At 58.1% G+C, this 22,488-nt stretch carries 24 protein-coding genes; 12 read left to right on the top strand and 12 right to left on the bottom strand.

All coding sequences use genetic code 11. The features are described 5' to 3' along the window. The first annotated feature begins 139 nt into the window (after positions 1-139). The 4 genes from ctaD (at position 140) to ACR0KC_RS00600 (ending at position 4,204) form a co-directional block, all read left to right on the top strand. Positions 140-1,798, top strand: a complete 1,659-nt coding sequence (gene ctaD / locus ACR0KC_RS00615; RefSeq protein ID WP_170393460.1) for a cytochrome c oxidase subunit I — start codon at positions 140-142, stop codon at positions 1,796-1,798. Between the two features lie 162 nt (positions 1,799-1,960). Next, the gene (locus ACR0KC_RS00610) at positions 1,961-2,989 is read left to right on the top strand and encodes a bestrophin family protein (RefSeq protein WP_480771359.1); all 1,029 of its coding nucleotides are present in this window, start codon (positions 1,961-1,963) and stop codon (positions 2,987-2,989) included. A gap of 83 nt (positions 2,990-3,072) precedes the next feature. Continuing rightward, positions 3,073-3,672, top strand: coding sequence for a DsbA family protein (locus tag ACR0KC_RS00605; RefSeq protein WP_480704519.1), 600 nt, complete (start codon positions 3,073-3,075; stop codon positions 3,670-3,672). A 46-nt stretch (positions 3,673-3,718) separates the two neighbouring features. Beyond that, positions 3,719-4,204, top strand: coding sequence for a DUF2244 domain-containing protein (locus ACR0KC_RS00600; RefSeq protein ID WP_170510555.1), 486 nt, complete (start codon positions 3,719-3,721; stop codon positions 4,202-4,204). On the opposite strand, the gene ACR0KC_RS00595 is transcribed toward ACR0KC_RS00600, so the two are convergent. After that, complete coding sequence (locus ACR0KC_RS00595) at positions 4,205-4,687, bottom strand: GatB/YqeY domain-containing protein (RefSeq protein ID WP_170393469.1); 483 nt, start codon at positions 4,685-4,687, stop codon at positions 4,205-4,207. Positions 4,688-4,869: 182 nt separating this feature from the next. Between ACR0KC_RS00595 and carA the strand changes: the two genes are divergently transcribed. Then, positions 4,870-6,036, top strand: coding sequence for a glutamine-hydrolyzing carbamoyl-phosphate synthase small subunit (gene carA, locus ACR0KC_RS00590; protein ID WP_480771358.1), 1,167 nt, complete (start codon positions 4,870-4,872; stop codon positions 6,034-6,036). Positions 6,037-6,098: 62 nt separating this feature from the next. Next, on the top strand, positions 6,099-8,027 hold the full coding sequence (locus tag ACR0KC_RS00585) for a glycosyltransferase family 2 protein (RefSeq protein ID WP_480791445.1): 1,929 nt from the start codon (positions 6,099-6,101) through the stop codon (positions 8,025-8,027). Here the strand turns inward: ACR0KC_RS00585 and ACR0KC_RS00580 are convergent. Beyond that, positions 7,984-8,631 (bottom strand): GntR family transcriptional regulator, encoded by a 648-nt coding sequence (locus ACR0KC_RS00580; protein ID WP_170662202.1) that lies wholly within the window; start codon positions 8,629-8,631, stop codon positions 7,984-7,986. The two genes, ACR0KC_RS00585 and ACR0KC_RS00580, sit on opposite strands and share 44 nt — an antisense overlap. Positions 8,632-8,731: 100 nt before the next feature. Here ACR0KC_RS00580 and ACR0KC_RS00575 point away from each other — a divergent pair, with 100 nt between their 5' ends. The 3 genes from ACR0KC_RS00575 to ACR0KC_RS00565 all read left to right on the top strand — a co-directional run bounded on the left by ACR0KC_RS00575 (position 8,732) and on the right by ACR0KC_RS00565 (position 10,981). Next, on the top strand, positions 8,732-9,376 hold the full coding sequence (locus ACR0KC_RS00575) for a pyrimidine 5'-nucleotidase (RefSeq protein ID WP_170635565.1): 645 nt from the start codon (positions 8,732-8,734) through the stop codon (positions 9,374-9,376). 87 nt (positions 9,377-9,463) lie between these two features. Continuing rightward, complete coding sequence (locus ACR0KC_RS00570) at positions 9,464-9,712, top strand: hypothetical protein (protein ID WP_480704514.1); 249 nt, start codon at positions 9,464-9,466, stop codon at positions 9,710-9,712. A 72-nt stretch (positions 9,713-9,784) separates the two neighbouring features. Then, positions 9,785-10,981, top strand: coding sequence for a UbiH/UbiF family hydroxylase (locus ACR0KC_RS00565; RefSeq protein ID WP_480704512.1), 1,197 nt, complete (start codon positions 9,785-9,787; stop codon positions 10,979-10,981). A gap of 31 nt (positions 10,982-11,012) precedes the next feature. On the opposite strand, the gene ACR0KC_RS00560 is transcribed toward ACR0KC_RS00565, so the two are convergent. Beyond that, positions 11,013-12,140, bottom strand: a complete 1,128-nt coding sequence (locus tag ACR0KC_RS00560; protein ID WP_480771356.1) for an aminotransferase class V-fold PLP-dependent enzyme — start codon at positions 12,138-12,140, stop codon at positions 11,013-11,015. A 232-nt stretch (positions 12,141-12,372) separates the two neighbouring features. On the opposite strand from ACR0KC_RS00560, the gene ACR0KC_RS00555 reads away from it, so the two are divergent. After that, positions 12,373-13,074 (top strand): GntR family transcriptional regulator, encoded by a 702-nt coding sequence (locus ACR0KC_RS00555; RefSeq protein WP_170393483.1) that lies wholly within the window; start codon positions 12,373-12,375, stop codon positions 13,072-13,074. On the opposite strand, the gene ACR0KC_RS00550 is transcribed toward ACR0KC_RS00555, so the two are convergent. Together ACR0KC_RS00550 and ACR0KC_RS00545 are read right to left on the bottom strand one after the other, a co-directional pair. Then, the gene (locus ACR0KC_RS00550; RefSeq protein ID WP_170393485.1) at positions 13,071-13,529 is read right to left on the bottom strand and encodes an Lrp/AsnC family transcriptional regulator; all 459 of its coding nucleotides are present in this window, start codon (positions 13,527-13,529) and stop codon (positions 13,071-13,073) included. The two genes, ACR0KC_RS00555 and ACR0KC_RS00550, sit on opposite strands and share 4 nt — an antisense overlap. Next, positions 13,526-13,981, bottom strand: coding sequence for an Lrp/AsnC family transcriptional regulator (locus ACR0KC_RS00545; RefSeq protein ID WP_480771355.1), 456 nt, complete (start codon positions 13,979-13,981; stop codon positions 13,526-13,528). The genes ACR0KC_RS00550 and ACR0KC_RS00545 overlap by 4 nt, the downstream gene beginning before the upstream one ends. Before the next feature lie 131 nt (positions 13,982-14,112). Here ACR0KC_RS00545 and ilvC point away from each other — a divergent pair, with 131 nt between their 5' ends. Continuing rightward, complete coding sequence (gene ilvC, locus ACR0KC_RS00540) at positions 14,113-15,135, top strand: ketol-acid reductoisomerase (RefSeq protein ID WP_170393489.1); 1,023 nt, start codon at positions 14,113-14,115, stop codon at positions 15,133-15,135. 45 nt (positions 15,136-15,180) lie between these two features. Here ilvC and ACR0KC_RS00535 read toward each other — a convergent pair whose 3' ends face one another. After that, on the bottom strand, positions 15,181-15,636 hold the full coding sequence (locus ACR0KC_RS00535; RefSeq protein ID WP_480569191.1) for an SRPBCC family protein: 456 nt from the start codon (positions 15,634-15,636) through the stop codon (positions 15,181-15,183). After that, entirely contained in the window at positions 15,633-15,941 is a 309-nt protein-coding gene (locus ACR0KC_RS00530; protein WP_170510577.1) for a metalloregulator ArsR/SmtB family transcription factor, read from the bottom strand. Before ACR0KC_RS00530 ends, ACR0KC_RS00535 begins: the two co-directional genes overlap by 4 nt. A 78-nt stretch (positions 15,942-16,019) precedes the next feature. Here ACR0KC_RS00530 and ACR0KC_RS00525 point away from each other — a divergent pair, with 78 nt between their 5' ends. After that, entirely contained in the window at positions 16,020-16,922 is a 903-nt protein-coding gene (locus ACR0KC_RS00525) for a DMT family transporter (protein WP_480771354.1), read from the top strand. Here ACR0KC_RS00525 and glmM read toward each other — a convergent pair. The 5 genes from glmM to ACR0KC_RS00500 form a co-directional block, all read right to left on the bottom strand. After that, complete coding sequence (gene glmM, locus ACR0KC_RS00520) at positions 16,919-18,262, bottom strand: phosphoglucosamine mutase (protein ID WP_480771353.1); 1,344 nt, start codon at positions 18,260-18,262, stop codon at positions 16,919-16,921. The genes ACR0KC_RS00525 and glmM overlap by 4 nt on opposite strands. Before the next feature lie 33 nt (positions 18,263-18,295). Next, complete coding sequence (gene folP / locus ACR0KC_RS00515; protein WP_480771352.1) at positions 18,296-19,294, bottom strand: dihydropteroate synthase; 999 nt, start codon at positions 19,292-19,294, stop codon at positions 18,296-18,298. After that, the gene (locus tag ACR0KC_RS00510) at positions 19,291-20,211 is read right to left on the bottom strand and encodes a dihydroneopterin aldolase (protein ID WP_170393501.1); all 921 of its coding nucleotides are present in this window, start codon (positions 20,209-20,211) and stop codon (positions 19,291-19,293) included. Before ACR0KC_RS00510 ends, folP begins: the two co-directional genes overlap by 4 nt. Before the next feature lie 105 nt (positions 20,212-20,316). Then, entirely contained in the window at positions 20,317-21,690 is a 1,374-nt protein-coding gene (locus ACR0KC_RS00505) for a multicopper oxidase family protein (RefSeq protein ID WP_480704498.1), read from the bottom strand. Between the two features lie 73 nt (positions 21,691-21,763). Then, a complete protein-coding gene (locus ACR0KC_RS00500) occupies positions 21,764-22,402 on the bottom strand; it encodes a cell wall hydrolase (RefSeq protein ID WP_170393504.1) in 639 nt (212 codons plus the stop codon). Positions 22,403-22,488 lie beyond the last annotated feature (86 nt).

Here is a 22,488-nt window from a genome sequence, read left to right as displayed (position 1 = left end):
CAGTCTGCCCGCGACAATTAATCTTGATCCAGATCAAACTCGACCATTGAAGGTCGCCCCTTCGCAATCTAAAACCAGCAGGAATCCCGCGCGTTGGAGAGGTCCGACTGCGCGGTACAGTTGCAACAGGAGGCACCTAATGGCAGACGCAGCCATTCATGGTCACGAGCATGAAGATCAGCGCGGCTTTTTCACCCGCTGGTTCATGTCGACCAACCACAAGGACATCGGGATTCTCTACCTAGTCTTTTCGGCCCTTGCCGGTCTGATCTCGGTTCTGATGACTGTCTATATGCGGCTCGAACTGATGCACCCCGGTGTTCAGTATATGTGCCTCGAAGGTTTCATGGCCGATCCATGTACCCCCAACGGTCACCTCTGGAACGTGATGATCACCTATCACGGTGTTCTGATGATGTTCTTCGTGGTCATCCCCGCCCTGTTCGGCGGATTTGGCAACTATTTCATGCCGTTGCAGATCGGCGCGCCGGACATGGCGTTCCCGCGGATGAACAACCTGTCCTTCTGGCTTTATGTCGCTGGCACCTCGCTGGGCGTCGCCTCGCTGCTCAGCCCCGGTGGTAATGACCAGCTTGGTTCAGGTGTTGGCTGGGTTCTGTATCCACCGCTGTCGACGACCGAAGGCGGCATGTCCATGGACCTTGCGATCTTCGCCGTGCACGTATCGGGCGCCTCCTCGATCCTCGGCGCGATCAACATGATCACCACCTTCCTGAATATGCGTGCCCCGGGCATGACTCTGTTCAAGGTGCCTCTGTTCAGCTGGTCGATCTTCGTCACTTCGTGGCTGATTCTGCTGTCGCTGCCGGTTCTGGCAGGCGCGATCACCATGCTGCTGATGGACCGCAACTTCGGCTTCACCTTCTTTGATCCGGCCGGTGGCGGCGATCCGATCCTGTATCAGCACATCCTTTGGTTCTTTGGCCACCCGGAAGTGTACATTGTGATCCTGCCCGGCTTTGGCATCATCAGCCACGTGATCGCGACCTTCGCGCGCAAACCAATCTTCGGCTACCTGCCGATGGTCTGGGCGATCATCGCGATCGGTGTGCTGGGCTTCGTCGTATGGGCGCACCACATGTACACCGTTGGCATGTCGCTGCGCCAGCAGGCCTACTTCATGCTGGCCACGATGGTCATCGCGGTTCCAACCGGCGTTAAGGTCTTCTCGTGGATCGCGACCATGTGGGGCGGCTCGATCGAGTTCAAAACCCCGATGCTGTTCGCCTTCGGCTTCCTGTTCCTGTTCACCGTTGGTGGTGTGACCGGCGTTGTGCTGTCGCAGGCCGGCGTGGACCGTGCCTATCACGACACCTACTACGTCGTTGCGCACTTCCACTACGTGATGAGCTTGGGTGCCGTCTTCGCGATCTTCGCTGGCGTGTACTTCTACTTCTCGAAGATGACGGGCCGTCAGTATTCCGAGTTCTGGGGCAAGGTTCACTTCTGGCTGTTCTTCATCGGCGCCAACCTGACCTTCTTCCCGCAGCACTTCCTGGGCCGTCAGGGCATGCCACGCCGCTATATCGACTACCCTGAAGCGTTTGCTCAGTGGAACTTCGTTTCGTCGATTGGTGCGTTCATCTCGTTCGCCTCGTTCCTGCTGTTCTTCGGCATCGTGATCTACGCCCTGCTGCGTGGTGCGAAAGAGACACGCCCGAACCCGTGGAACGAATACGCGGATACGTTGGAATGGACCCTGCCCACGCCGCCGCCTGAACACACGTTCGAGCAGCTGCCCAAGCAGGAAGACTGGGACAAGGGCCACGCGCACTGATCCCGCCATCCAAACCAAACTCAGCAAAGCCCCGCCCCGTGCGGGGCTTTGTGTTTTTTATGCCCCCAGTCCGCAACTTGCTGCACCCAACACGTAGACGCACCAAAGATCAGGCCGCTAGTATTTGCGAAAACAGCATAATCTAAGACGGGTGCGCGCCACATGATTCTCCATCACGGCATCACACTTCGGCAACTGGTCAAAGGCTCTGCCGGGTTCATTTGCATCGTCATGGCCTGGATACTCCTGCTTGAACTAGTGGATGAAGTTACTCCGCTTGAGTTGATCTCGAACTCCAGCCCACCGGTCACGATGCTGGGTTTGGCAGTGGCATTTTTTCTGGGTTTCAAGAACACCTCGGCCTATGGCCGCTGGGTCGAGGCCCGCAAGATTTGGGGGGACATCGTCAACGCCAGTCGCGATTGGGGCAATACGATCAGCAATCTGGTTCAGGCTGACGGCACGCCGCTTGCGCCCGAGATACGGCGTGAATTGCTGGAACGTCATATCGCTTGGCTAAACATGCTGGCCTTTCAACTGCGCCAGCCCGCAACGCATGGACGCGCCCGCCGCCCGTGGATGTTCGGACACAAACCGGTCGTGGACAAAATCGCGCTGCATCAGGAACCCGAATGCTGGCGCGATACCCAACTGACGGCTGATTTGCCTCTGCTCGAAGGGAAATCCAACCGTGCCGCGTACCTGTTGTTTCTTCAGGGTGAGCGGCTTTCATCACTGGCGCAATCCGGCAAGATCGACCCCTATTGGCATGTGGCGCTGATGAACCGGCTAGCACGGTTTGCAGACGCGCAAGGCCAAAGCGAACGTATCAAGAATACCCCCTTCCCACGGCAGGTCGCCGAGGTCGGACGCATCTTCAGCTATATTTTTATCTTCATGTTACCGCTGGCGTTGAATGACCAACGCTCGATCACCGCTGGCATGGGCTACTCGGTAACAAAATCCGTTCTGCTTGACTGGGCAGTCTTTGCTCCGATCGGAGCGTTGGTTTGCTGGATTTTCTTCGTGACTGAACGGGTCAGCGCCTCGATGGAGGACCCGTTCGAAGGCGACGTAACCGATGTTCCGATCTCGTCCATCTGCCGCATGATCGAAATCGACCTGCGCCAGATGACTTCCTGCGGCACTGCCCCTCAGCCGACAGAACCCATCGATAAAGCGTTACTTTGACCATTTAAATTGGGCAAAGATCGAAAAAACCTCCGTTTTGCGGTATTCTGGTTGGCAAAGCCCCTTTTGACAGGAGCCTTGCTATGCCCGAGATCGACTTTTGGTATTCAATCGGCAGCACTTACAGTTTTCTGACCATCACGCGCCTGGATGGCTGGTGCGAAGAAAACGATGCGACGGTAACCTGGCGCCCCTTCAACGTGCGCACGGTGATGTCGGAACAGCAAAATATACCCTTCGCGGGCAAACCGGTGAAGTCGGCCTATATGTGGCGCGATATTGAGCGGCGCGCCGCGAAATATCACATCCACGCCAAACTTCCCGCCCCCTATCCAATTTCTGACCTGGCGCTGGCAAATCAGGTGGCTTTGCTGGGCATGCAGGACGGCTGGGGCGCCGGGTTCACGCAAAATCTTTATCGGATCTGGTTCGAGGACGGGATTGAGGCCGGTAGCGAAAGCGCCATTTCCGAAGCCCTGCTTCGGTGCCAACAAGATCCACGCCTGATGCTTGCCCGTGCCCGCAGCCCGGACGCTGTTGCAGCCTTGGAGGCCGAGACAAACAAGGCCATCAAACTGGGGGTTTTCGGCGCACCCAGCTTTGTTGTCCGCGACGAAGTGTTCTGGGGCGATGACCGGCTGGACGATGCCCTGTCGTGGGTCCGCGTCGGCCACGTTGTCTGACTGATTTTTGCTTCGACCTTGCGCCGGTCTGAGCTAGGTTCTCGCCATGCCTTATCAATGGACAGAAAACTCGGACGCTGAACAGGAACTGCGGCTTTGGCCGCACAACTCCTTGCCACCACGTGGCGCAATGACCGTCATCTTGTCGGTGTTCCTGTTCGGACTGATCCCGCTGCTGGCGATGTTGGGTTCGATCGTCCTGTGGGGTCTGCTGCCGTTCCTGCTGCTGACGGTTCTGGGTCTCTGGTTGGCAATCCAGACAAACTATCGCGCGCGCAGCGTGTTCGAGGTTCTGACCTTAGGCCAGACGCAAGCCCACCTTGTGCACCACCACCCAGACAAGGGCGATCAGGAATGGACCTGCAACCGCTATTGGGCCCGTCCTGAAATGCACACCAGCGGTGGTCCGGTACCCCATTACGTAACGCTGATCGGCGATGGGCGCGAAGTTGAGATCGGCGCGTTCCTGTCCGAGGACGAGCGGATCGCGCTGTTTGATGATCTGAGTCAGAAACTGCGCAAATCGACGTGACTAAGCGCCGTTCGAGTTAGCGCAAAGATGATCTTTGACCATCGGTCCTACTTTGCCGAAATCCATCTGACCGGTATAGCGCGACTTCAACTCGCCCATCACCTTGCCCATATCGCGGATTGAGCCCGCCCCAGTAGACGTGATGGCGGTCTGAATGGCCTTGCTAACCTCGTCGTCGTCCAGCTGTTTGGGCAGGAATTCCTCAATCACCTCAACCTCGCGCAGTTCCCGCTCGGCCAAATCAAGGCGTCCGCCCTCTTCGTAGGCGCGTGCGCTTTCCTTGCGCTGCTTGGTCATTTTACCCAGAATTTCAAGCACTTCGGCATCGCCGCAGCCTTTGGTCTCTTCATTGTCAGAGGCGCGCGAAGCAATATCACGATCCTTGATCGCCGCATTGATCAGGCGCAGTGTCGAAAGACGCTCGGCGGCTTTGTCTTTCATAGCTTGCTTCAGGGCAGAGTTCACCCGTGATCGCATATCCATATGGTCTGTCCATCCCCATGGCAAAGGAACCCTGACCATATCGAAACAAAAAGGTTGGTACAACAGTGGACATTAATTGTAACTCATTGATTTTTAACAATAGCCCAAAATTTGAACAGACTTGACCCTAGCGTATAACCCACTTAGTTATGCGCCCGTTTACCTTGCAGGAGAGTCGCGCCATGGCCCAGAACGCCCCGTCCAAGCCCACCGCATGTCTGGCGTTGGCCGATGGAACCCTGTTTTACGGTGTGGGCTTCGGCGCAACCGGTCAAACCGAGGCCGAGTTGTGTTTCAACACCGCCATGACGGGCTATCAAGAGATCATGACCGATCCTTCTTATGCGGGCCAGATCGTGACCTTCACTTTCCCGCATATCGGCAATGTCGGAGTGAATCCCGAAGATGACGAAACCGGCGACCCGGTGGCAGCCGGGATGGTGGTCAAATGGGACCCGACCGAGCCGTCGAATTGGCGCGCGACAGAAGAGCTAAAAAGCTGGTTAGCCCGCCGTGGTCGCATCGCAATCGGCGGCGTCGATACCCGCCGCCTGACCCGCGCGATCCGCCAGCAAGGCGCACCGCACGTGGCGCTAGCTCATGATCCCGAGGGAAACTTCGATATCGAAGCCCTGATTGCTGCAGCGCGTAGTTTTGCGGGTCTCGAAGGGATGGATCTGGCCAAAGAAGTCACCTGCGCCCAAAGCTATCGCTGGGATGAGATGCGTTGGGCTTGGCCCGATGGCTACCAGCGTCAGGAAGCTCCGATGCACAAGGTGGTCGCGATCGACTATGGTGCCAAGCGCAACATCTTGCGCTGCCTCGCCTCGGCGGGTTGCGACGTAACCGTATTGCCCGCCACCGCAACGGCTGCGGAGGTGCTGGCACACAAGCCGGACGGAGTGTTCCTGTCAAACGGACCCGGCGATCCGGCGGCTACCGGCGAATATGCTGTTCCGATGATAAAGGAAGTGCTGGATACAACAAATCTGCCCGTCTTTGGCATTTGCCTAGGCCATCAGATGCTGGCACTGGCGCTTGGCGGGCAGACGATCAAGATGAACCACGGCCACCATGGTGCCAATCATCCGGTCAAGGATATGGAAACAGGCAAGGTCGAGATCACCTCGATGAACCACGGCTTCGCCGTGGACGCGGAAACACTGCCCGATGGCGTAGTCGAAACGCATCGCTCTCTGTTTGACGGCTCGAACTGCGGCATCCGCATGACGGGTCGCCCGGTTTATTCGGTGCAGCATCATCCAGAAGCGTCACCCGGCCCGCAGGACAGTTTCTACCTGTTCGAACGCTTTGCCGCGGCGATGGCGGGTCAAAAAGCACAAGCTTAAAGGCGAATTCAACAGCGTTAACCGTGTGTTAACTCTGACTAAGCAACCCTGCCGGATGTTACATGCGGCAGGGTTTCGTTATGGTCGAATTGAATCTCCAGCGTCAGACACTGGCGCAGCCTGTGCCCGGGCCGCATTCGCGCAAACCGCTCGGCACATGTCTCGTCGAACAAGGCATCATCACACCCGACCAGTTGGCGCGCGCCCTGCGGATGCAAGTATTCCAGAACGCGCCATTGGGGGAAATACTGGTCAGTGAAGGATGGGCCAGCCGTGCGCAGGTTCTCTCGGCGCTGTCTGACCAAACCGGCCTTCAGATCGCCGATCTTGCGCAGGTACCACCTGCCGCAGACCTCTGTTTGCTCGAACCGGTCGAGTTTTGGTTGGAGCACAATGTACTGCCCTGGATGCGTGTGGGGCCAATCCTGCTGATCGCTACAGCCAGGCCAGATACATTCGACGCAGTGGCAGACGCATTGAAGGGCCACGGTTACAAGATCATCCCGGTTCTGGCAGGACCCGAGCAGATCGATGCCGCCATCGCCCGTCAATATGCTCAACCGCTGGCACAAGCTGCAGAAACTCGCGTTGAGGCGCGGCAAAGCTGCAGGAATTGGTCGGCCCAGACGCGCCGTGGGCCGATCATTGGATTTATCCTGTTCGCGGCACTCTGTGTTTGTTTCCCGATAGTTGGCCTCGGCCTTCTTTTGGGCTTTGCACTGCTGACCCTAGGACTGTTCTTGTCTCTCAGGCTCTCGGGGCTCATTGCTTATCTATGGCGAGAAAAATCTGAGCCAACAACAAAGACCTCTGAGTCACTTCGCCTACCCCGCGTCTCGATCCTTGTGCCGCTATATAAGGAACGCGAGATTGCCGATGACCTGATCGCCCGGCTGCGCCGCCTGACCTATCCCAAAGCGTTGCTGGATGTCATTTTGGTGCTGGAAGAGCGGGATGACGTAACCAATGAGGCGCTCAGGCAAATAGAACTGCCAACCTGGATGCGCGCCATTGTTGTGCCGGATCGGGGTGACCTGACCACCAAGCCCCGTGCGATGAACTATGCGCTGGATTTCTGCCGTGGAGAGATTTTGGGCGTTTGGGATGCCGAAGACGCGCCGCAATCCGATCAGATTGAAACCGTTGTCCGCCATTTCGCGAACGCCCCAAAGGAGGTGGTGTGCCTTCAAGGTATTCTAGACTACTACAATCCGCGCACCAATTGGCGGTCGCGCTGTTTTAGCATCGAATACAGCGGCTGGTTTCGCGTCGTCCTGAAAGGCATCGCGCGAATTGGTCTGGTCGTTCCGCTGGGCGGCACAACCTTCTTTTTTCGCCGCGACAAGCTGGTCGAACTGGGCGGTTGGGATGCCCATAATGTCACCGAAGATGCCGATCTGGGTGTCCGCCTAAGCCGTGCCGGATATCGGACCGAGATCGTCAGCACCACGACCTATGAAGAGGCGAACTTTCGCGCCTGGCCATGGGTCAAGCAGCGTTCGCGTTGGCTGAAGGGGTTCATGGTAACCTATCTGGTGCATATGCGCGCACCACGCCAATTGCTGCGCGATCTGGGGTTGCTGCGCTTTTTGGGCTTACAGGCCTTTTTTCTGGGAACACTGGGCCAATTCCTTCTGGCCCCGCTTTTGTGGGCGTTCTGGCCCATCTTTTTCGGGCTGCCCCACCTGTATCAACCAATCCTGACACCCGGTTTATTGACTGCCTGCGTGGTTCTGTTTCTCGTCGCCGAAGCCGCCAACCTATTGGTGGGTATCTGCGGTGTCATCGCAGGCAAACGCAGGTTCCTGCTACCCTGGGTGCCGACCATGGTGCTTTACTATCCGCTGGGCGTGTTGGCGGCCTACAAAGGCCTGTGGGAACTGGCGGTCAATCCGTTCTTCTGGGACAAGACCCAGCACGGCCATGCGGTCGAGGAACGTGAGGCCGCTATTTCTCGCGCCGGATCGCATCCTGTTTCAGCCGCGTCATGAAAGCGACCGAAATGTGATCCTGCAACGCCTTGGCCGCCGCGTCCTCGTCTCGCGCCGCAATCGCGTCCACGATGCCTTTGTGCTCGCTCTGCGCAATCTCGCCACGCCCTTCTGCGGCCAGCGATGTGGTCGCCATCAAGGCCATGGTCCGATGCACCAGATCAAGCTGCTGCACCAGATAGCGGTTATGCGAAGCCAGGTGAATCTGTTCGTGAAATCTCCGGTTGGCCCGCGACAGCGCAACAGGATCTCCGATCAACTCATTGTCGGCCACCACCATTTCCTGAAGGACCCGAATTTCCTCTTCGGTTGCGTGTTTTGCGGCCAGACGTGCGGCCAGCCCTTCCAATTCACGCCGGACAACATAAAGCTCGGCCATCTGGTTGTGGTCCAATGAGGCCACGATCAACGACCGCCCGTCCCGTTCCAGCAACGACTGCGTTTCCAGCCGCTGCAGCGCCTCGCGGATCGGAGTGCGCGAAACGCCAAACCGCTCGGCCAGTTCGCTTTCCACCAGCCGATCACCAGGCTTGTAGACACCGACGTCTATCGCTTCGAGAATAAGGCTATAGGCGTCCGTATTGGACTGTTTGGATTGGGGCATCGGCTGAATTGTCTCCTCGTTCGGACCTGTCTAGCCGCCACACGCCCCCCCGATCAAGTGCGGCATTGAAAACCGCAGCCCATCGCCCTAAACCCAAAGCATGGTCAAACCTGCCTTTTCCCATGTCACCCAATGGGTGTTCGATCTAGACAACACGCTTTACCCGCCGCATATGCGCCTGTTCGATCAGATCGAAGTGCTGATGACGGATTACGTCGTGCAAGCTATCGGCGTCGACCGCCCCGAGGCCGACCGGTTGCGTTCACATTACTGGCGCGAATACGGCACGACACTCGCGGGCCTGATGGCAGAGCACGATCTGGACCCCGATCCCTATCTGTACGCCGTGCATCAGGTGGACATGAGCCATATGGAACCCGATGTTGCGCTGGCGGAACATATCCGCGCTTTGCCCGGGCGACGCATTGTCTATACCAATGGATCTGCACCTTATGCCGAGCGCGTTCTGGCGGCACGCGGTCTGAATGGGCTGTTCGACGCGATCTATGGCGTAGAACACGCAGGCTATCGCCCCAAGCCGCAAAAAGCCGCGTTCGAGGCGATCTTTGCGCAGGATGGAATCGATACCGCGAAAGCCGCCATGTTCGAAGATGATCCACGCAATCTGGCCGCCCCGCACGAGATGGGGATGCGTACCGTGCACGTCGCGCCTGACCCGCACGAGGCTGACCATATTCACCATCACACCGATGATCTGACCGGGTTTCTGGGTCGCCTGCGATAGGCTGTCACACTGCGACGATCTGTTCGTTTCGCAGTTGCAGAATTGACCCCATATGCAGCTCAGCGACGAACAGAATCGGAGACCCCAATGACCGCGCTTGAGATGCCTCAGCGCCTGCCTCTTTGGCAGCGCCTTTTGTTTGCAATTCCCGTGTTTGGCTGGATGGCCCGGGACGCGGCCAATGCCGACGCTGAAGACCTTTATTATACAGCCGCGGCGCTGGTCAGCATGTGGGGCTGTTCCATCCTTCTGTTCGGCCTGCCGGGTCTTTACATTCCCGCCCTGATGCTGGTGCCGACGATGTTCCTTGTCCTGATTTTGATCTCTCGGGGATAAAGCACGAGACAGGATGTCACTTGGCGCCCACCGCGCAACAGCACTAGTGTCTGCGGCAACGGAGACATACTCATGACTGACAGCTGTGACATCCTGATTTCCGGCGGCGGAATCGCCGGATTGACCGCCGCCGCCGCCTTTGGCGCTGCCGGGTTCGACGTAGTCTGCGTCGATCCCACCCCTCCGATCACCGAGCGGGACGTGGACGGATCGGATCTGCGTACCACCGCTTTTTTGCAGCCTGCCCATGGTCTGTTGGAACAATGCGGGCTTTGGGCCAAGCTGGATGCCCACGCCGCGCCCCTGCAGATCATGCGCATCGTGGATGCGGGTGGTGATGTGCCCGAACCGCGCGTCGTGCGTGATTTCAACGCCGCCGATATCTCGGACCAGCCATTCGGATGGAACCTGCCCAACTGGTTGCTGCGCCGCGAGATGGTAGCGCGACTAGCCGAACTGCCGAATGTCGATTTCCGCCCCGGCACCGGTACGGTCAGCCTGTTCACCCGCACCAATGAGGCACGGGTCGGCCTGAGCGACGGCACCCGCATCCGCTGCAAACTGGTAATCGCCGCCGACGGGCGCAGTTCACCAATGCGCGAAGCTGCCGGGATCAATGTTCATACCACGCGCTACGGCCAAAAGGCCCTCGCCTTCGCCGTCACACATCCTATCCCGCACGACAATGTCTCGACCGAGATTCACCGCTCGGGCGGGCCGTTCACTTTGGTGCCCCTGCCCGACTGGCAAGGCCAGCCGTCCTCGGCCATTGTCTGGATGGAACGTGGGCCACGTGCCGTTGAACTGCTAAACCTTGAATCCGACGCGTTCGAAGCCGCGATGACCGAACGCTCTTGCGGGCTGTTCGGACCGCTGAAATTGGCCTCACGCCGGACGATCTGGCCGATCATCAGCCAGTCGGCGGAACGGTTGTCGTGCGAACGCATCGCGCTGATGGCCGAGGCCGCGCATGTTGTGCCACCTATTGGTGCGCAGGGGCTGAACATGTCGTTGGGCGATCTGCGCTGCTTGCTGGAATTGACGCAAGCCCGGCCCGAGGGCTTAGGCGATGCGCAGATGTTGGATTCCTATCACAAGGCCCGCCATACCGAGATTGAACTGCGCGTCAAGGGCATCGACCTGCTGAACCGCGCCTCGATGATCGAAGCGCGTCCGCTGCGCGACGCACGAGCGATGGGGCTGAATGCGCTCTATTCCCTACCACCCGTGCGCAAGACGCTCATGCAAATGGGCCTCGGCGTCCGCTGAACCGCAGGGCGGGCTTCTGCCCGCCACGCTATTACAGCACCTGATCCAGAACCCTTTTCAGGCGCGCAATCGTGTCGTCAACATCATACAGCTTGTCCAAGCCAAACAGGCCAAGACGGAAGGTGCTGAACCCTTCGGGTTCGTCACATTGCAGCGGCACGCCCGCTGCGATCTGCATGCCCAGGGCCGCGAACTTCTTGCCGTTCTGCACTTCGGGGTCTGCTGTATAGCTGACCACCACACCCGGCGCGCCGAAACCTTCGGCAGCAACCGACATGACGCCCTTGTCCCTAAGATAGGCCCGGACACCATCACCCAGCGCCCATTGCGCCGCGCGCAGCTGTTCGAAGCCGTACGCGCGCGTCTCGGCCATTGTGTCGCGGAAGGAAAGCAGAGAATCCGTTGGCATGGTGGCGTGATAGGCATGACCGCCATTCTCGTAGACCTGCATGATCTGGCGCCACTTCTTCAAATCTATCGCGAAGCTATCGGATGAGGTCTCGGCCAGTCGTGCCTCGGCGCGTTCGGATAGCATGACAAGACCGGCGCATGGCGTTGCGCTCCACCCCTTCTGCGGAGCCGAGATCAGCACATCCACTCCGGTGGCCTTCATATCGACCCAGGCACAGCCCGAGGCGATGCAGTCCAGCACCATCAACGCCCCCACCTCATGCGCAGCAGCGACCATCGCTGTCACATAATCATCAGGCAGAATCACTCCGGCCGAGGTCTCAACATGCGGCGCGAAGACAATACCCGGTCGTTTCTCATGGATTGTCGCCACAACTTCATCAATCGGGGCCGGAGCAAAAGGTGACGGGCTGGAATTGCCGGTTTCGCGCGCTTTGAGAACGGTGGTCGACGATGTCAGATCACCTGACTCGATGATCTGACTCCACCGATATGAAAACCACCCATTGCGTACGACAAGCACATCAGCATCCCGCGCAAACTGTCGCGCGACGGCTTCCATCCCATAGGTGCCTCCGCCGGGAATGACCGCAACGCCTTCAGCATTGTAAACTTCACGCAGCATTGCCGAAATATCGCGCATGACTTGCTGAAAACTTGCAGACATATGGTTCAGAGAACGGTCGGTAAAAACCACCGAGAACTCCTCCAGCCCGCCCGGGTCAACAGTATTCAGTAGTACCGGCATGACGCATCCTTTCTATTGGGTCCTTTTTGTTCTGCCTTGTCTTGCGCGCTCGGTAAAGCGTCAAACGCGGCCTGAAGTTGACCCAAAGTAACCCACAGCCAAAAATTTCATTTTGAGTTTTTACATGCCACAATTAGCAGAAATGACGCCAACCAGAGTCAGGTCCCCTTTACACCCTAGCGTGTTTCTGAACAGATACACACACTTTGAACAAGAACGGATAATTTTACTCGTGACTGCGCAAAAGCGGATTAGTTTTCAAGTCGTTCGAGACGAGGTAAAGCGGCGGATTGAATCCCGCATATGGCCTCAGGGCTCGCTTTTACCCACCGAAACCCAATTAGCGGAAGAGTTCAATTGTGCCCGCGCCACGGTGAACCGGGCGCTGAGGGAGCTCGCCGAACAGGGCTTTGTCGAGCGCAAGCGCAAAAGCGGAACGCGGGTCAAGAAAGAACCACGCAAACAAGCCAAGCTTGAAATTTCACTTGCGAGACAAGCGGTTGAGAACCAAAACTCAGCCTATCGCTATGCTCTGGTGGAACGGAACGTGGTCTACAGCCCCGGCTGGTTGACCTCGCAACTGAATGTCGAACCGGACGCGCGCGTTCTGCACGTGATCTGCATGCACTATGCAGACAACCGCCCCTTCCAGCTTGAAGAACGCTGGATCAATATCGAAGCCGTACCCGAGGTCGAGCAAGCCGACCTCAACAAAAGTGGCCCACACGAATGGTTGTTGAATGCTGCCCCGTTCACCGAAGCTGAAATCGCCTTTTGCGCGATCTCGGCGGACAATCGTCTAGCTGATTTCATGGGCACAACCACTGGCACTTCGATGATTCAGCTGGAACGGACCACGTGGAAGGACGGGCAACCGATGACTTTCGCCCGCATGACCCATCATCCGGGGTTCCGCATCCGCACTAAATACTAACCGATCGGCCCGGGCAGGCGTTCCTCGCTCAGCAGTACATTGGCTTCGACCTCTCCGGCCCCTGGTAAGGTCATCACCCTCCGGCGCAGAACCCGTTCGAAGTCTGCCAGATCCCGCGCCACGACGCGCAAGCGATAATCATAAAGACCCAGCACATGCTCAACCGTCTGCACCTCGGGAATGGCGCTGACGGCACGTTCAAAATCTTCAAGGCTGACCTGCCCTTTTCGCGCAAGTTTCACGCCGAGAAAGACGGTCACTCCAAAACCCAGGGCCTCGGCATTCAGACGCAGCCGCCGCCCCTTGATCACGCCTGCTTCTTCCAGTCGACGAATACGCCGCCAGGTCGCAGGCTGCGATAAGCCAAAGCGGCGCCCCAGAGCCCCCGCGCTTTGGGTCGCGTCCTGCACCAGCGCGCGCAGAATTCTGCGGTCGATCTCATCCAGTTCGATCATACCGGCAACACCTCATCCCGTTTGACTCGGGCGATATGCATAAGGGCTTCGATATCGGCGATATGCGGTAGGGTCAGAATGCGATCGCGATAGACCTGTTGATAATGCGCCATATCTCGCGCCAACACCGATAGGCGCACATCCACCCGACCAAGGAAGGTCTGGATCTCGATCACCTCGGCCACGTTCCGCGCCGCCGCCGTGAATTCGTCGAACGCCCGTGCCTGCGTCTTGTCCAGCGTTATTCGCAAAGAGACCTCGACCGCATAGCCCAAGGCGGCCCAGTCGATAACGGCTTCCTGCCCCTCGATCACTCCTGCCGCCTGCATTTTTTCGATCCGGCGCCAGCAGACGCCCGAATTGATGCGGCATCGCTCAGCCAATTCTGCCGTTGTCAGGCTTGGCTCGGCCTGGAAGTGGCGCAGTATACGTCGATCAACATCATCAAGCATGATTTTTTCACATTTCCTTCAATAGAAGAATTATTCTTCATCTATTTGTCAAATACTCAATCCAAACCCTATCGCCAATAGCAATCACGCAAGATAGAAGCACATCAATCGAAACTGAAAGGACCGGCGAAATGCGCGTCTATTACGATCGCGATTGCGACATCAACCTGATCAAAGACAAAAAAGTGGCGATTCTGGGCTACGGCTCGCAAGGCCACGCCCACGCGCTGAACCTGCGCGACTCGGGCGCCAAGAACCTGGTCATCGCCCTGCGCGAGGGCTCCCCCTCGGCCAAGAAAGCCGAAGCGGAAGGCCTGCAGGTGATGGGCATCGCCGAAGCCGCAGCCTGGTGCGACGTTATTATGTTCACCATGCCTGACGAACTGCAGGCTGAGACGTACAAGAAATACGTCCACGACAACATCAAGCCAGGTGCGGCCATCGCGTTCGCCCATGGACTGAACGTCCATTTTGGCCTGATCGAGCCGAAAGAAGGCGTTGACGTGATCATGATGGCCCCCAAAGGCCCCGGTCACACCGTGCGCGGCGAATACACCAAAGGCGGCGGCGTTCCTTGCCTCGTCGCGGTCGACAACGACGCGACCGGCAAAGCGCTGGAAATCGGCCTGTCCTACTGCTCGGCCATCGGTGGTGGCCGTTCGGGCATCATCGAAACCAACTTCCGCGAGGAATGCGAAACCGACCTGTTCGGTGAGCAGGCCGTACTGTGCGGCGGTCTGGTTGAACTGATCCGCTGCGGCTTTGAAACGCTGGTCGAAGCGGGCTACGCGCCCGAGATGGCATATTTCGAGTGTCTGCACGAAGTGAAGCTGATCGTCGACCTGATCTATGAAGGTGGCATCGCCAACATGGATTACTCGATCTCGAACACGGCTGAATATGGCCAGTACGTCACCGGCCCGCGTATTTTGAAATACGACGAGACCAAAGCGCGTATGAAAGAGGTTCTGAACGACATCCAGCAGGGTAAATTCGTCCGTGACTTCATGCTGGAGAACGCTGTAGGCCAACCGACCATCAAAGCGTCGCGCCGTGCGAACGATGAGCACATGATCGAGGAAACCGGTGCAAAACTGCGCGCCATGATGCCCTGGATCTCGGCTGGTAAAATGGTCGACAAAGAAAAGAACTAAGTCTGACAAATGTCAGCGAAAGGGCGGCCCCGGTGGCCGCCCTTTTCATTTGGTGACAGCATTTGCGTAGCATTCGCCCAGAACATAATCCCAGCCACTGTCGTAACCGGTGCGTTTGTCCGACGCCTCAGATGCCCAGACTTCCCAGCCCGAATGGGTCAGAGTGACCGTGGTATGCCCGGCTCCGTGGGCTGCGAACCGGACCTCAACCCGCGTGGGGCGGTCAGTGTTGGTGCCGGGGTGCCAGCTGAAGGCCAGGCGAGCCCCCTGTTCGAAGATCAACACCTTGCCCCAATCAGCGCGGGTGCCATCGAACATGGTTTCATAAACCGCACCGCCGACATGAGGTTCGATCACAACTGCCAGCGCAGGCTTGCCTTGCGCCGCTGAGACAGCGTGCCCATCCAATGGCCACCATTTGGCAATGCGATTTACAAAAACATCAAAGGCGTGCTCGGGCGCTGCGTTTACAACGATGGTCTTGATGATTGGTTCGATCATGCATCTCGTCCTTCGTTTACCTCGGCGGCGAAACTCTCCAACACGTCCGACCAGTATTGCTCGAGCCAGGCGCGCAGGTCGGCCAGCCCCTCGGGTCGGGCGGCATAGATGCGGCGCGTTCCCTCGGCCCGGCAAACGACAAGCCCGGCTTCGGACAAGACCTTCAAATGTTGCGAGACCGCCGGGCGGCTTACGGGCAAATCCGCAGCCAGATCACCAACCGCCCTGGGGCGCTTGGCCACCGCCTCAAAAACCTGACGACGGGTCGAATCCCCTAAAGCCGAAAGTACTTCTTCGTAAGCCATAACTTACGGTAAGTTGCAACTTACCTAATGTCAATATCAGCGCGTGACACCGTCAGATTCGCGGGATAAGTGGATGGAATGGTTCAACAACCGACAAAACAGGACTGGAGCGGTGTTTTCACGCTGGGCCTCATCTGGGGCGGGACGTTCATGGTGGTTGCCATGGCGCTGGAAGGCTATGGACCGGTCACCGTGGCGACGTCGCGCACCACATTGGGTGCCGCTATGCTGCTGGTGCTGATGCGCCTTACCGGACGGCGTATTCCGAGTTTGACACCAGCCCTTTTGAGTTCGATTTTCTTCATCGGCATTCTGTCGACGGCGGTTCCCTTCATGCTGTTAAGCTGGGGGCAACAATTTGTCCCTTCGGCCTTTGCGGGTCTGTCCATGGCGGCGATTCCGCTGATGGTTCTGCCGCTGGCACATTTCTTTTCGGATGAGCCTATGAACCTACGGCGTCTGGTCGGCGTTTGCCTTGGCTTCTCTGGCGCGCTTGTGTTGATCGGGCCCGGTCTGGCGCAATTGGGTCAGGGTACGCAGCCACTGGCGCAAATGGCCTGCGTCACGGCAGCCTTGTGCTACGCCAGTTCGTCGATCCTGACCCGCCGCTGCCCTCCGATTGAACCGATGGCTCTGGCAGCCCTGACGCTGCTGGTTGGCGCAGTACTATTGATACCTATCATGCTGCTAACCGAGGGGCTTCCCTCGTGGCAGGGAACGCGCCCCAGTCTGGCCCTGATCGTTCTGGGCCTTGTCCCCACGGCCTTCGCCACCCTGCTGCGAGTATCCATCACCCGCAGCGCCGGGTCCGTCTTTCTGACGCTGGTGAACTATCAGGTGCCCGTTTGGTCGATGGTGTTCGGGGCCTGGATTCTATCCGAAGCCCTGCCGCTGCGGTTCTATATCGCGCTTGCCATGATCCTAACCGGGCTGGCAATCAGCCAGTGGTTCACTCTGCAGAAAATGCTACTGGGGCGTTAACCTGTCGCCGCCTCAACCTCGGATACGATCCCATCGACCACTTGGGTCAGCAGTGCGGCATCCTCGCATTCCGCCATCACCCGGATCAGAGGTTCCGTGCCCGATTTGCGGATCAGCAAACGCCCCTGCCCATTCAGACGCGCCTCAGCCTCGGAAATCGCGCTTTTGACGCTGGCCGCTTCCAGCGGGGCCTGCCCCGCGCTAAAGCGCACATTCTTCAGCAATTGCGGCACCGTCTCAAACTGGCGCGATAGGTCCGAGGCTTTCTTGCCGGATTGCACCATCTCTGCCAGAAAATGCAGCCCCGCCATCAGACCGTCGCCGGTTGTGGCATAATCGCTCATCACGATGTGACCTGACTGTTCGCCACCAAGATTGAAACCACCCTCGCGCATCCGTTCAACCACATAGCGGTCGCCAACGGCAGTCCTCTCCAGACGCAGCCCCTGCCCGGCCAGGTGCCGCTCCAACCCGAGGTTCGACATCACAGTGGCCACCAAGGCGCCGCCTTTCAGCTGATTCGCGCGGGACCACGCGGTCGCCAACAGAGCCATCAACTGATCCCCATCGGCGACAGCGCCAGTTTCGTCGATCACAACGACGCGGTCGGCATCCCCATCCAGACATATACCTACATCGGCGCCATGTGAAACCACGGTTTCGGCCGCAACACGAGGCTGGGTTGAGCCACATCCGAGGTTGATGTTCTTGCCGTTCGGCGCGATGCCGACCGGGATCACATCTGCTCCCAACTCCCAAAGAACTTCCGGCGCAGTACGGTGCGCGGCACCGTTGGCGCAGTCGATCACGACCTTCAGCCCATCCAAGCGCAGATTGCGCGGCAGCGATGATTTCACACGCTCGCCATAACGGAACCGTGCATCGTCAACCCGACGCGCACGACCAATATTCTGCGCCTGTGCGGGGCTTACACCTTCTTCGATCAACCGCTCGATCTCAATCTCGGCCTGATCGGACAGCTTGAACCCGTCCGGCCCAAAGAATTTAATTCCATTGTCGATCGCCGGATTGTGACTGGCCGAGATCATCACGCCCAGATCCGCGCGCATCGAGCGCGTCATCAACCCTACCGCAGGAGTCGGCACCGGCCCCAGCAGAAGCACGTTCATACCGGTCGAGGTCAAACCTGCCGTCAGCGCATTTTCCAGCATATAGCCCGACAGCCGCGTATCCTTGCCAATGACAACGCGATGTACGCCTGAGGCATCGCGGCGGAAATACCGCCCCACAGCCGCGCCAATCCGCAAAGCCATTTCCGCCGTCATAGGGTGCGTGTTGGCGGTGCCCCGCACCCCGTCGGTTCCAAACAGCTTGCGCATAAGTCGGTCTCCTGAAAATTCCTTTTGCCCGGATTACCGGACGGCGGCCCATAGACGCAAGGCCTGAGCCGTCTCGGCCACGTCATGTACCCGTACAATCTGCACGCCCTGTGATATTCCCGCCAGAGCAACCGCGATTGACCCCGGCGCGCGGGCATCCTTGCGCGGCTCTTTGCCGATCTGACCAATAAATCCCTTGCGCGAAACGCCCAGAAGGATTGGACAGCCCAGCCCGTGAAACAGGCTGAGATTGCGCAGAAGGGTCAGGTTGTGGTCCAGATTCTTGCCAAACCCGATGCCCGGATCGATGACAATCAAATCGCGGCTGAGCCCCAGTCCTTCAAGATGGGCGATTTGCCCCTCAAGGAAATCGTAAACATCCAGCAGAACATTGTCATAGTGCGGGTCATCCTGCATCGTGGTCGGATCACCCTTCATATGCATCACACAAACCGGAGCCTCAATCTGCGCGCAAAATGGTGCAAGTTTGGGATCGAAGGTAAATCCCGACACATCGTTGATCAGTCCCGCACCTGCCAGATGAGCCGCCTTGGCAACACCGGCCTTGCGAGTATCGATCGAGATCAACACATCCGTCTCGCCCCGAATTGCCTCAATCAAAGGGCGTGTGCGGGCAATCTCTTCGTCCTCAGGCACAAAATCAGCGCCCGGGCGCGTGGATTCGCCGCCAATGTCCAGAATACTTGCACCATACGCTACCATGTCGGCGGCAGCGGTCCGAGCGGCCTCGACCGAGTTATACAGCCCCCCATCCGAGAAGCTATCCGGCGTGGCATTCAGAATGCCCATGATCTGCGTTCGTGCCATATCAAGCCCGGCAATCGCTGGACGCGCGCAGGTCAGACGATCCAGCTGTTCCTTTGGGATTTCAACGGCATCGACGATCTGGGTGCTTTGCCCGCGCTCAATCCGCTCGGCCTGTGAGAACCACAGCACCTGCCCTGCCAGTGGCACCGCCCCGTCGACGCGCGTGCTCCCATGCTGGACCAATGGGCGGTAATAGACGGTCACAGTTGCGCCTGCTCCACCGGAACTGCGCGCAATGGCGTTTTGGGGGCTTCGGGCAGGTCTCCGCCAATAACCAGCATCTCGCTGGCTTCAAAGGTTGCTGCGAACCAAGCAGCCAGCGCCACCGCGTCAGACGGCGCGGCTGAGGGGCCATCGACCGCATCCAGAACAATTTTGGAGGGTGCCCAAACACAAATCTGGCCGTTTTTCATCGCCCAATCCAACTCGGTCCGCGTTGAAACGACCACGCAACGGTGATCGCGCGCAGCCAGAACCCAGGCGTTCTGTTCAATTGCCAACAAATCTATCCGGCGTTGGGTCATTGCGTGACCCGTCTGCGGCACATCCAGATCAGACGCCCCAACACACAGGATCAGCGGGCGCTGGCGATTCTCAAGTTGGTCGATCCAGCCGGTGAGATTACCTGATGAAATCGCTGCATTCGACAGAAAGACCAACCGTGGATGTGGCCGCTCTTCTTCGGTCACATCATGATGTACCGCATCCTTGCCGCGCACGATCTCGACGCCAAGCGCGCCGGGCCCACGATCCAGTTTTTCAATGCGAACAAAGGCTCTTACAGCCTGAGGTTCAAGCAGAATGCGCTCCGCCACGCGATCTGCCAGTGTCTCGAGCAAATTTAGTCGCTCAGCAGCCAGCTCGAACGCAATCGCTTCGGTTACACGGTCGTAAGACAGAATACGATCCACGTCATCATCGATGGGGTCTGTCAGCGGACGCACCTCGACCACGATGTTAAAGCAGATCCGTTGCGTGGTACCGCGTTCGGCCTGAAACGCACCGATCTCGACCTCAACGATGTGATCGCGCAGCGAAATGCGGTCCAGCGCACCGCGCGCGGCGGTAGCCTCGGACCGTTCGGACGGGTGCGCAAAGGCAAGACGGATTTCAGAGCTCATGCGGCGGACCTTTTCGGGCTCGGTGGACTGATGATCAGCCCACTTTAGGCGTTTCGCGGGCGTATAGCATCGCAGCAAACGCCTTTCCAGCTACGGAATGCGGCGTTACGTGACCCGGAACCAGCTCATCATACCCGATGCCGCATGGCCTAGCATGTGACAATGCAACAGCCAGTTGCCCGGATTGTCAGCTACCAACGCTACCTGCCGCACCTGCCCTCGCTCGACTAGAACAGTGTCGCGCCACGGCCCTAGTGTACCTTCCTGCAGGATAATGCGAAAATGGTGTCCATGCAGATGCATCGCATGTGGAAACGCCGTGTCATTTGCGAATTCAATCCGATGAACTGATCCCAATCGCGCATCCAGAAACGGATCATCTGGCCGCTCTGCATATCCGTTCAAAGCCCAGAATCGTCCAAGCTGAGCCAACTCGCGCCCCGACAGCTCGGAATCGCCCAATTTGGCGCTCTCCAGCCAGCGCATTGCACCCCCCTGCATCGTCATACGATGCAGAGGTGTATTCTGCAGTTCAATTTCGGGCATTCGGTTTGCTGGCAACGGTCTAACTTTTGCATCAGCAATACGCGATGCTACTCCGAACACATCAAATTTGACGAGTCCGTAAGCGCCATCCCGTTCTACACTCACAATACTTGCCGTCTGGCCGGATTCCGCTGAGACATCAACGATCAAGTCAACCCGCTGCGCAGGCGCCAAAGGAAAACTGCTCTCAACTCGCAATGGAACCTCAAGCGGCATACCGTCAAGCGCAACAATCCAGCCAGCAAGCCCGTCGAGCGCTACGTCGAATACCCGGGCATTCGCGGCATTGATCACCCGCAATCGCAATCGTTCAGACGCCTGCACCGGATAAGAAGGGTCAAACTCTCCGTTCACCGTTACAATGTTGCCCAGCCGACCCGCATGGCTCAAATCATGAGCATTGTCGAAATCGCTGGATATCTTTGCGCTCTCGGTGTCAAGGCGCCAATCGTCCAGCATTAAGGTCAGGTCCTGATCAACATCGGGTCCGCTGGCTTCTTCGACGATCAAAGGGCCATAAAGCCCACGCGCGACCTGCTCCATCGATTGGTTGTGCGCATGATACCAATAGGTTCCCGCATCCGGCACCACGAAATCATATTCAAAGTTGGAATCTGGCTGCACAACTTCCTGCGTCAGGCCGGGCACTCCATCCATCGCATTGTCGATCCGGATGCCATGCCAGTGAACGGTCGTTGGTTGCGGCAGCATGTTTACAAGCTTGCGGCGTACCCGAGCCCCCTGCGGAACACGGATTTCCGCGCCCGGAACACCGCCGCCATAACTCCAGACCGGAGTTTCCGGGTATCCCTGGGGCGCGATCTGCTGGAGGGAAGTCTGTGCCACCAGTTCGGTGGCAGATGCCATCGCCACGCGTGGTATCATCGACAAGGCCAGGGTCGATTGCAGAAACTGTCGGCGTGATATGGTCATTGCGAGCCTCCTGGCTCGCAACATAGTTGGTAAAACGCCTGTTGCCAGCACCCTTCCAGCGCTGGTGCGTCAATCAGTTGCTGGCCGTGCGATAATTGTGCTTGTAGAAGATATGCACGCCAATACGCGCCGTTTCTTTATAGACGCGGGACCAGGACGGGCGCACTGCCTTGGTGTGGTAGTGCGTGGCACCTGCGGTCATCTCTTCAGCTACACCATCGATTGCGGCACGGGCGACTTTCGAAACGCGATCATAAGCGCGTTTTTCGTTGATAATCTCTTTCTGCCCGTCACAGGTGTAGGTGAACTGGCACTGATATTTCTTGCCCGTTCCTTGCTTTATCACACCGCACAGTGAATCCGGAAAGCGACCGCTTTCAACACGGTTCAGGATAACTTCGGCCACAGCAAATTGGCCACGCACGCTTTCACCGCGGGCCTCGAAATACAGCGCTTCGGCAAGACAACGGAAATTTTCATCTCCGGTCGCCTTTGGCTGCTGGTCCAGCCAGGCTTTGGTGTAGGAGATTTCGACTTTTTCCGGCGCCTTACGCGGCTTAAACAGTTTCAGGTAATCGCGGAAGCTTTGTGCTGGCAACTCGTTACGTGTGACCAACTCAACAGATTTTGTATCGCCTTGCCTATCGGCAAAGGACAAACTCGGTAGCAAGGCTGCGGCCCCCACGGCAACAGCCACTATGTAGCGTCTCATCAGATAACCTCGCACAGGCACAAACGCGCCATACCCTCCCCCGGCGGGCGCGACGAGGCTAATACCCCAGACGAAGCGAGACGTCC

It is taken from the genome of Ruegeria sp. CF3 (genome assembly GCF_056537365.1).
Note: the sequence above shows the minus strand (reverse complement) of the source record. Positions and strands in the feature narration are given on the sequence as shown.

Excerpts from the sequence above, each read along its gene's own strand:
- ctaD (WP_170393460.1), top strand. The coding sequence starts at position 140 with ATGGCAGACGCAGCCATTCATGGTCACGAGCATGAAGATCAGCGCGGC.
- ACR0KC_RS00610 (WP_480771359.1), top strand. The coding sequence starts at position 1,961 with ATGATTCTCCATCACGGCATCACACTTCGGCAACTGGTCAAAGGCTCT.
- ACR0KC_RS00605 (WP_480704519.1), top strand. The coding sequence starts at position 3,073 with ATGCCCGAGATCGACTTTTGGTATTCAATCGGCAGCACTTACAGTTTT.
- ACR0KC_RS00600 (WP_170510555.1), top strand. The coding sequence starts at position 3,719 with ATGCCTTATCAATGGACAGAAAACTCGGACGCTGAACAGGAACTGCGG.
- ACR0KC_RS00595 (WP_170393469.1), bottom strand. The coding sequence starts at position 4,687 with ATGGATATGCGATCACGGGTGAACTCTGCCCTGAAGCAAGCTATGAAA.
- carA (WP_480771358.1), top strand. The coding sequence starts at position 4,870 with ATGGCCCAGAACGCCCCGTCCAAGCCCACCGCATGTCTGGCGTTGGCC.
- ACR0KC_RS00585 (WP_480791445.1), top strand. The coding sequence starts at position 6,099 with ATGCGGCAGGGTTTCGTTATGGTCGAATTGAATCTCCAGCGTCAGACA.
- ACR0KC_RS00580 (WP_170662202.1), bottom strand. The coding sequence starts at position 8,631 with ATGCCCCAATCCAAACAGTCCAATACGGACGCCTATAGCCTTATTCTC.
- ACR0KC_RS00575 (WP_170635565.1), top strand. The coding sequence starts at position 8,732 with ATGGTCAAACCTGCCTTTTCCCATGTCACCCAATGGGTGTTCGATCTA.
- ACR0KC_RS00570 (WP_480704514.1), top strand. The coding sequence starts at position 9,464 with ATGACCGCGCTTGAGATGCCTCAGCGCCTGCCTCTTTGGCAGCGCCTT.
- ACR0KC_RS00565 (WP_480704512.1), top strand. The coding sequence starts at position 9,785 with ATGACTGACAGCTGTGACATCCTGATTTCCGGCGGCGGAATCGCCGGA.
- ACR0KC_RS00560 (WP_480771356.1), bottom strand. The coding sequence starts at position 12,140 with ATGCCGGTACTACTGAATACTGTTGACCCGGGCGGGCTGGAGGAGTTC.
- ACR0KC_RS00550 (WP_170393485.1), bottom strand. The coding sequence starts at position 13,529 with ATGATCGAACTGGATGAGATCGACCGCAGAATTCTGCGCGCGCTGGTG.
- ACR0KC_RS00545 (WP_480771355.1), bottom strand. The coding sequence starts at position 13,981 with ATGCTTGATGATGTTGATCGACGTATACTGCGCCACTTCCAGGCCGAG.
- ilvC (WP_170393489.1), top strand. The coding sequence starts at position 14,113 with ATGCGCGTCTATTACGATCGCGATTGCGACATCAACCTGATCAAAGAC.
- ACR0KC_RS00535 (WP_480569191.1), bottom strand. The coding sequence starts at position 15,636 with ATGATCGAACCAATCATCAAGACCATCGTTGTAAACGCAGCGCCCGAG.
- ACR0KC_RS00530 (WP_170510577.1), bottom strand. The coding sequence starts at position 15,941 with ATGGCTTACGAAGAAGTACTTTCGGCTTTAGGGGATTCGACCCGTCGT.
- ACR0KC_RS00525 (WP_480771354.1), top strand. The coding sequence starts at position 16,020 with ATGGTTCAACAACCGACAAAACAGGACTGGAGCGGTGTTTTCACGCTG.
- glmM (WP_480771353.1), bottom strand. The coding sequence starts at position 18,262 with ATGCGCAAGCTGTTTGGAACCGACGGGGTGCGGGGCACCGCCAACACG.
- ACR0KC_RS00510 (WP_170393501.1), bottom strand. The coding sequence starts at position 20,211 with ATGAGCTCTGAAATCCGTCTTGCCTTTGCGCACCCGTCCGAACGGTCC.
- ACR0KC_RS00505 (WP_480704498.1), bottom strand. The coding sequence starts at position 21,690 with ATGACCATATCACGCCGACAGTTTCTGCAATCGACCCTGGCCTTGTCG.
- ACR0KC_RS00500 (WP_170393504.1), bottom strand. The coding sequence starts at position 22,402 with ATGAGACGCTACATAGTGGCTGTTGCCGTGGGGGCCGCAGCCTTGCTA.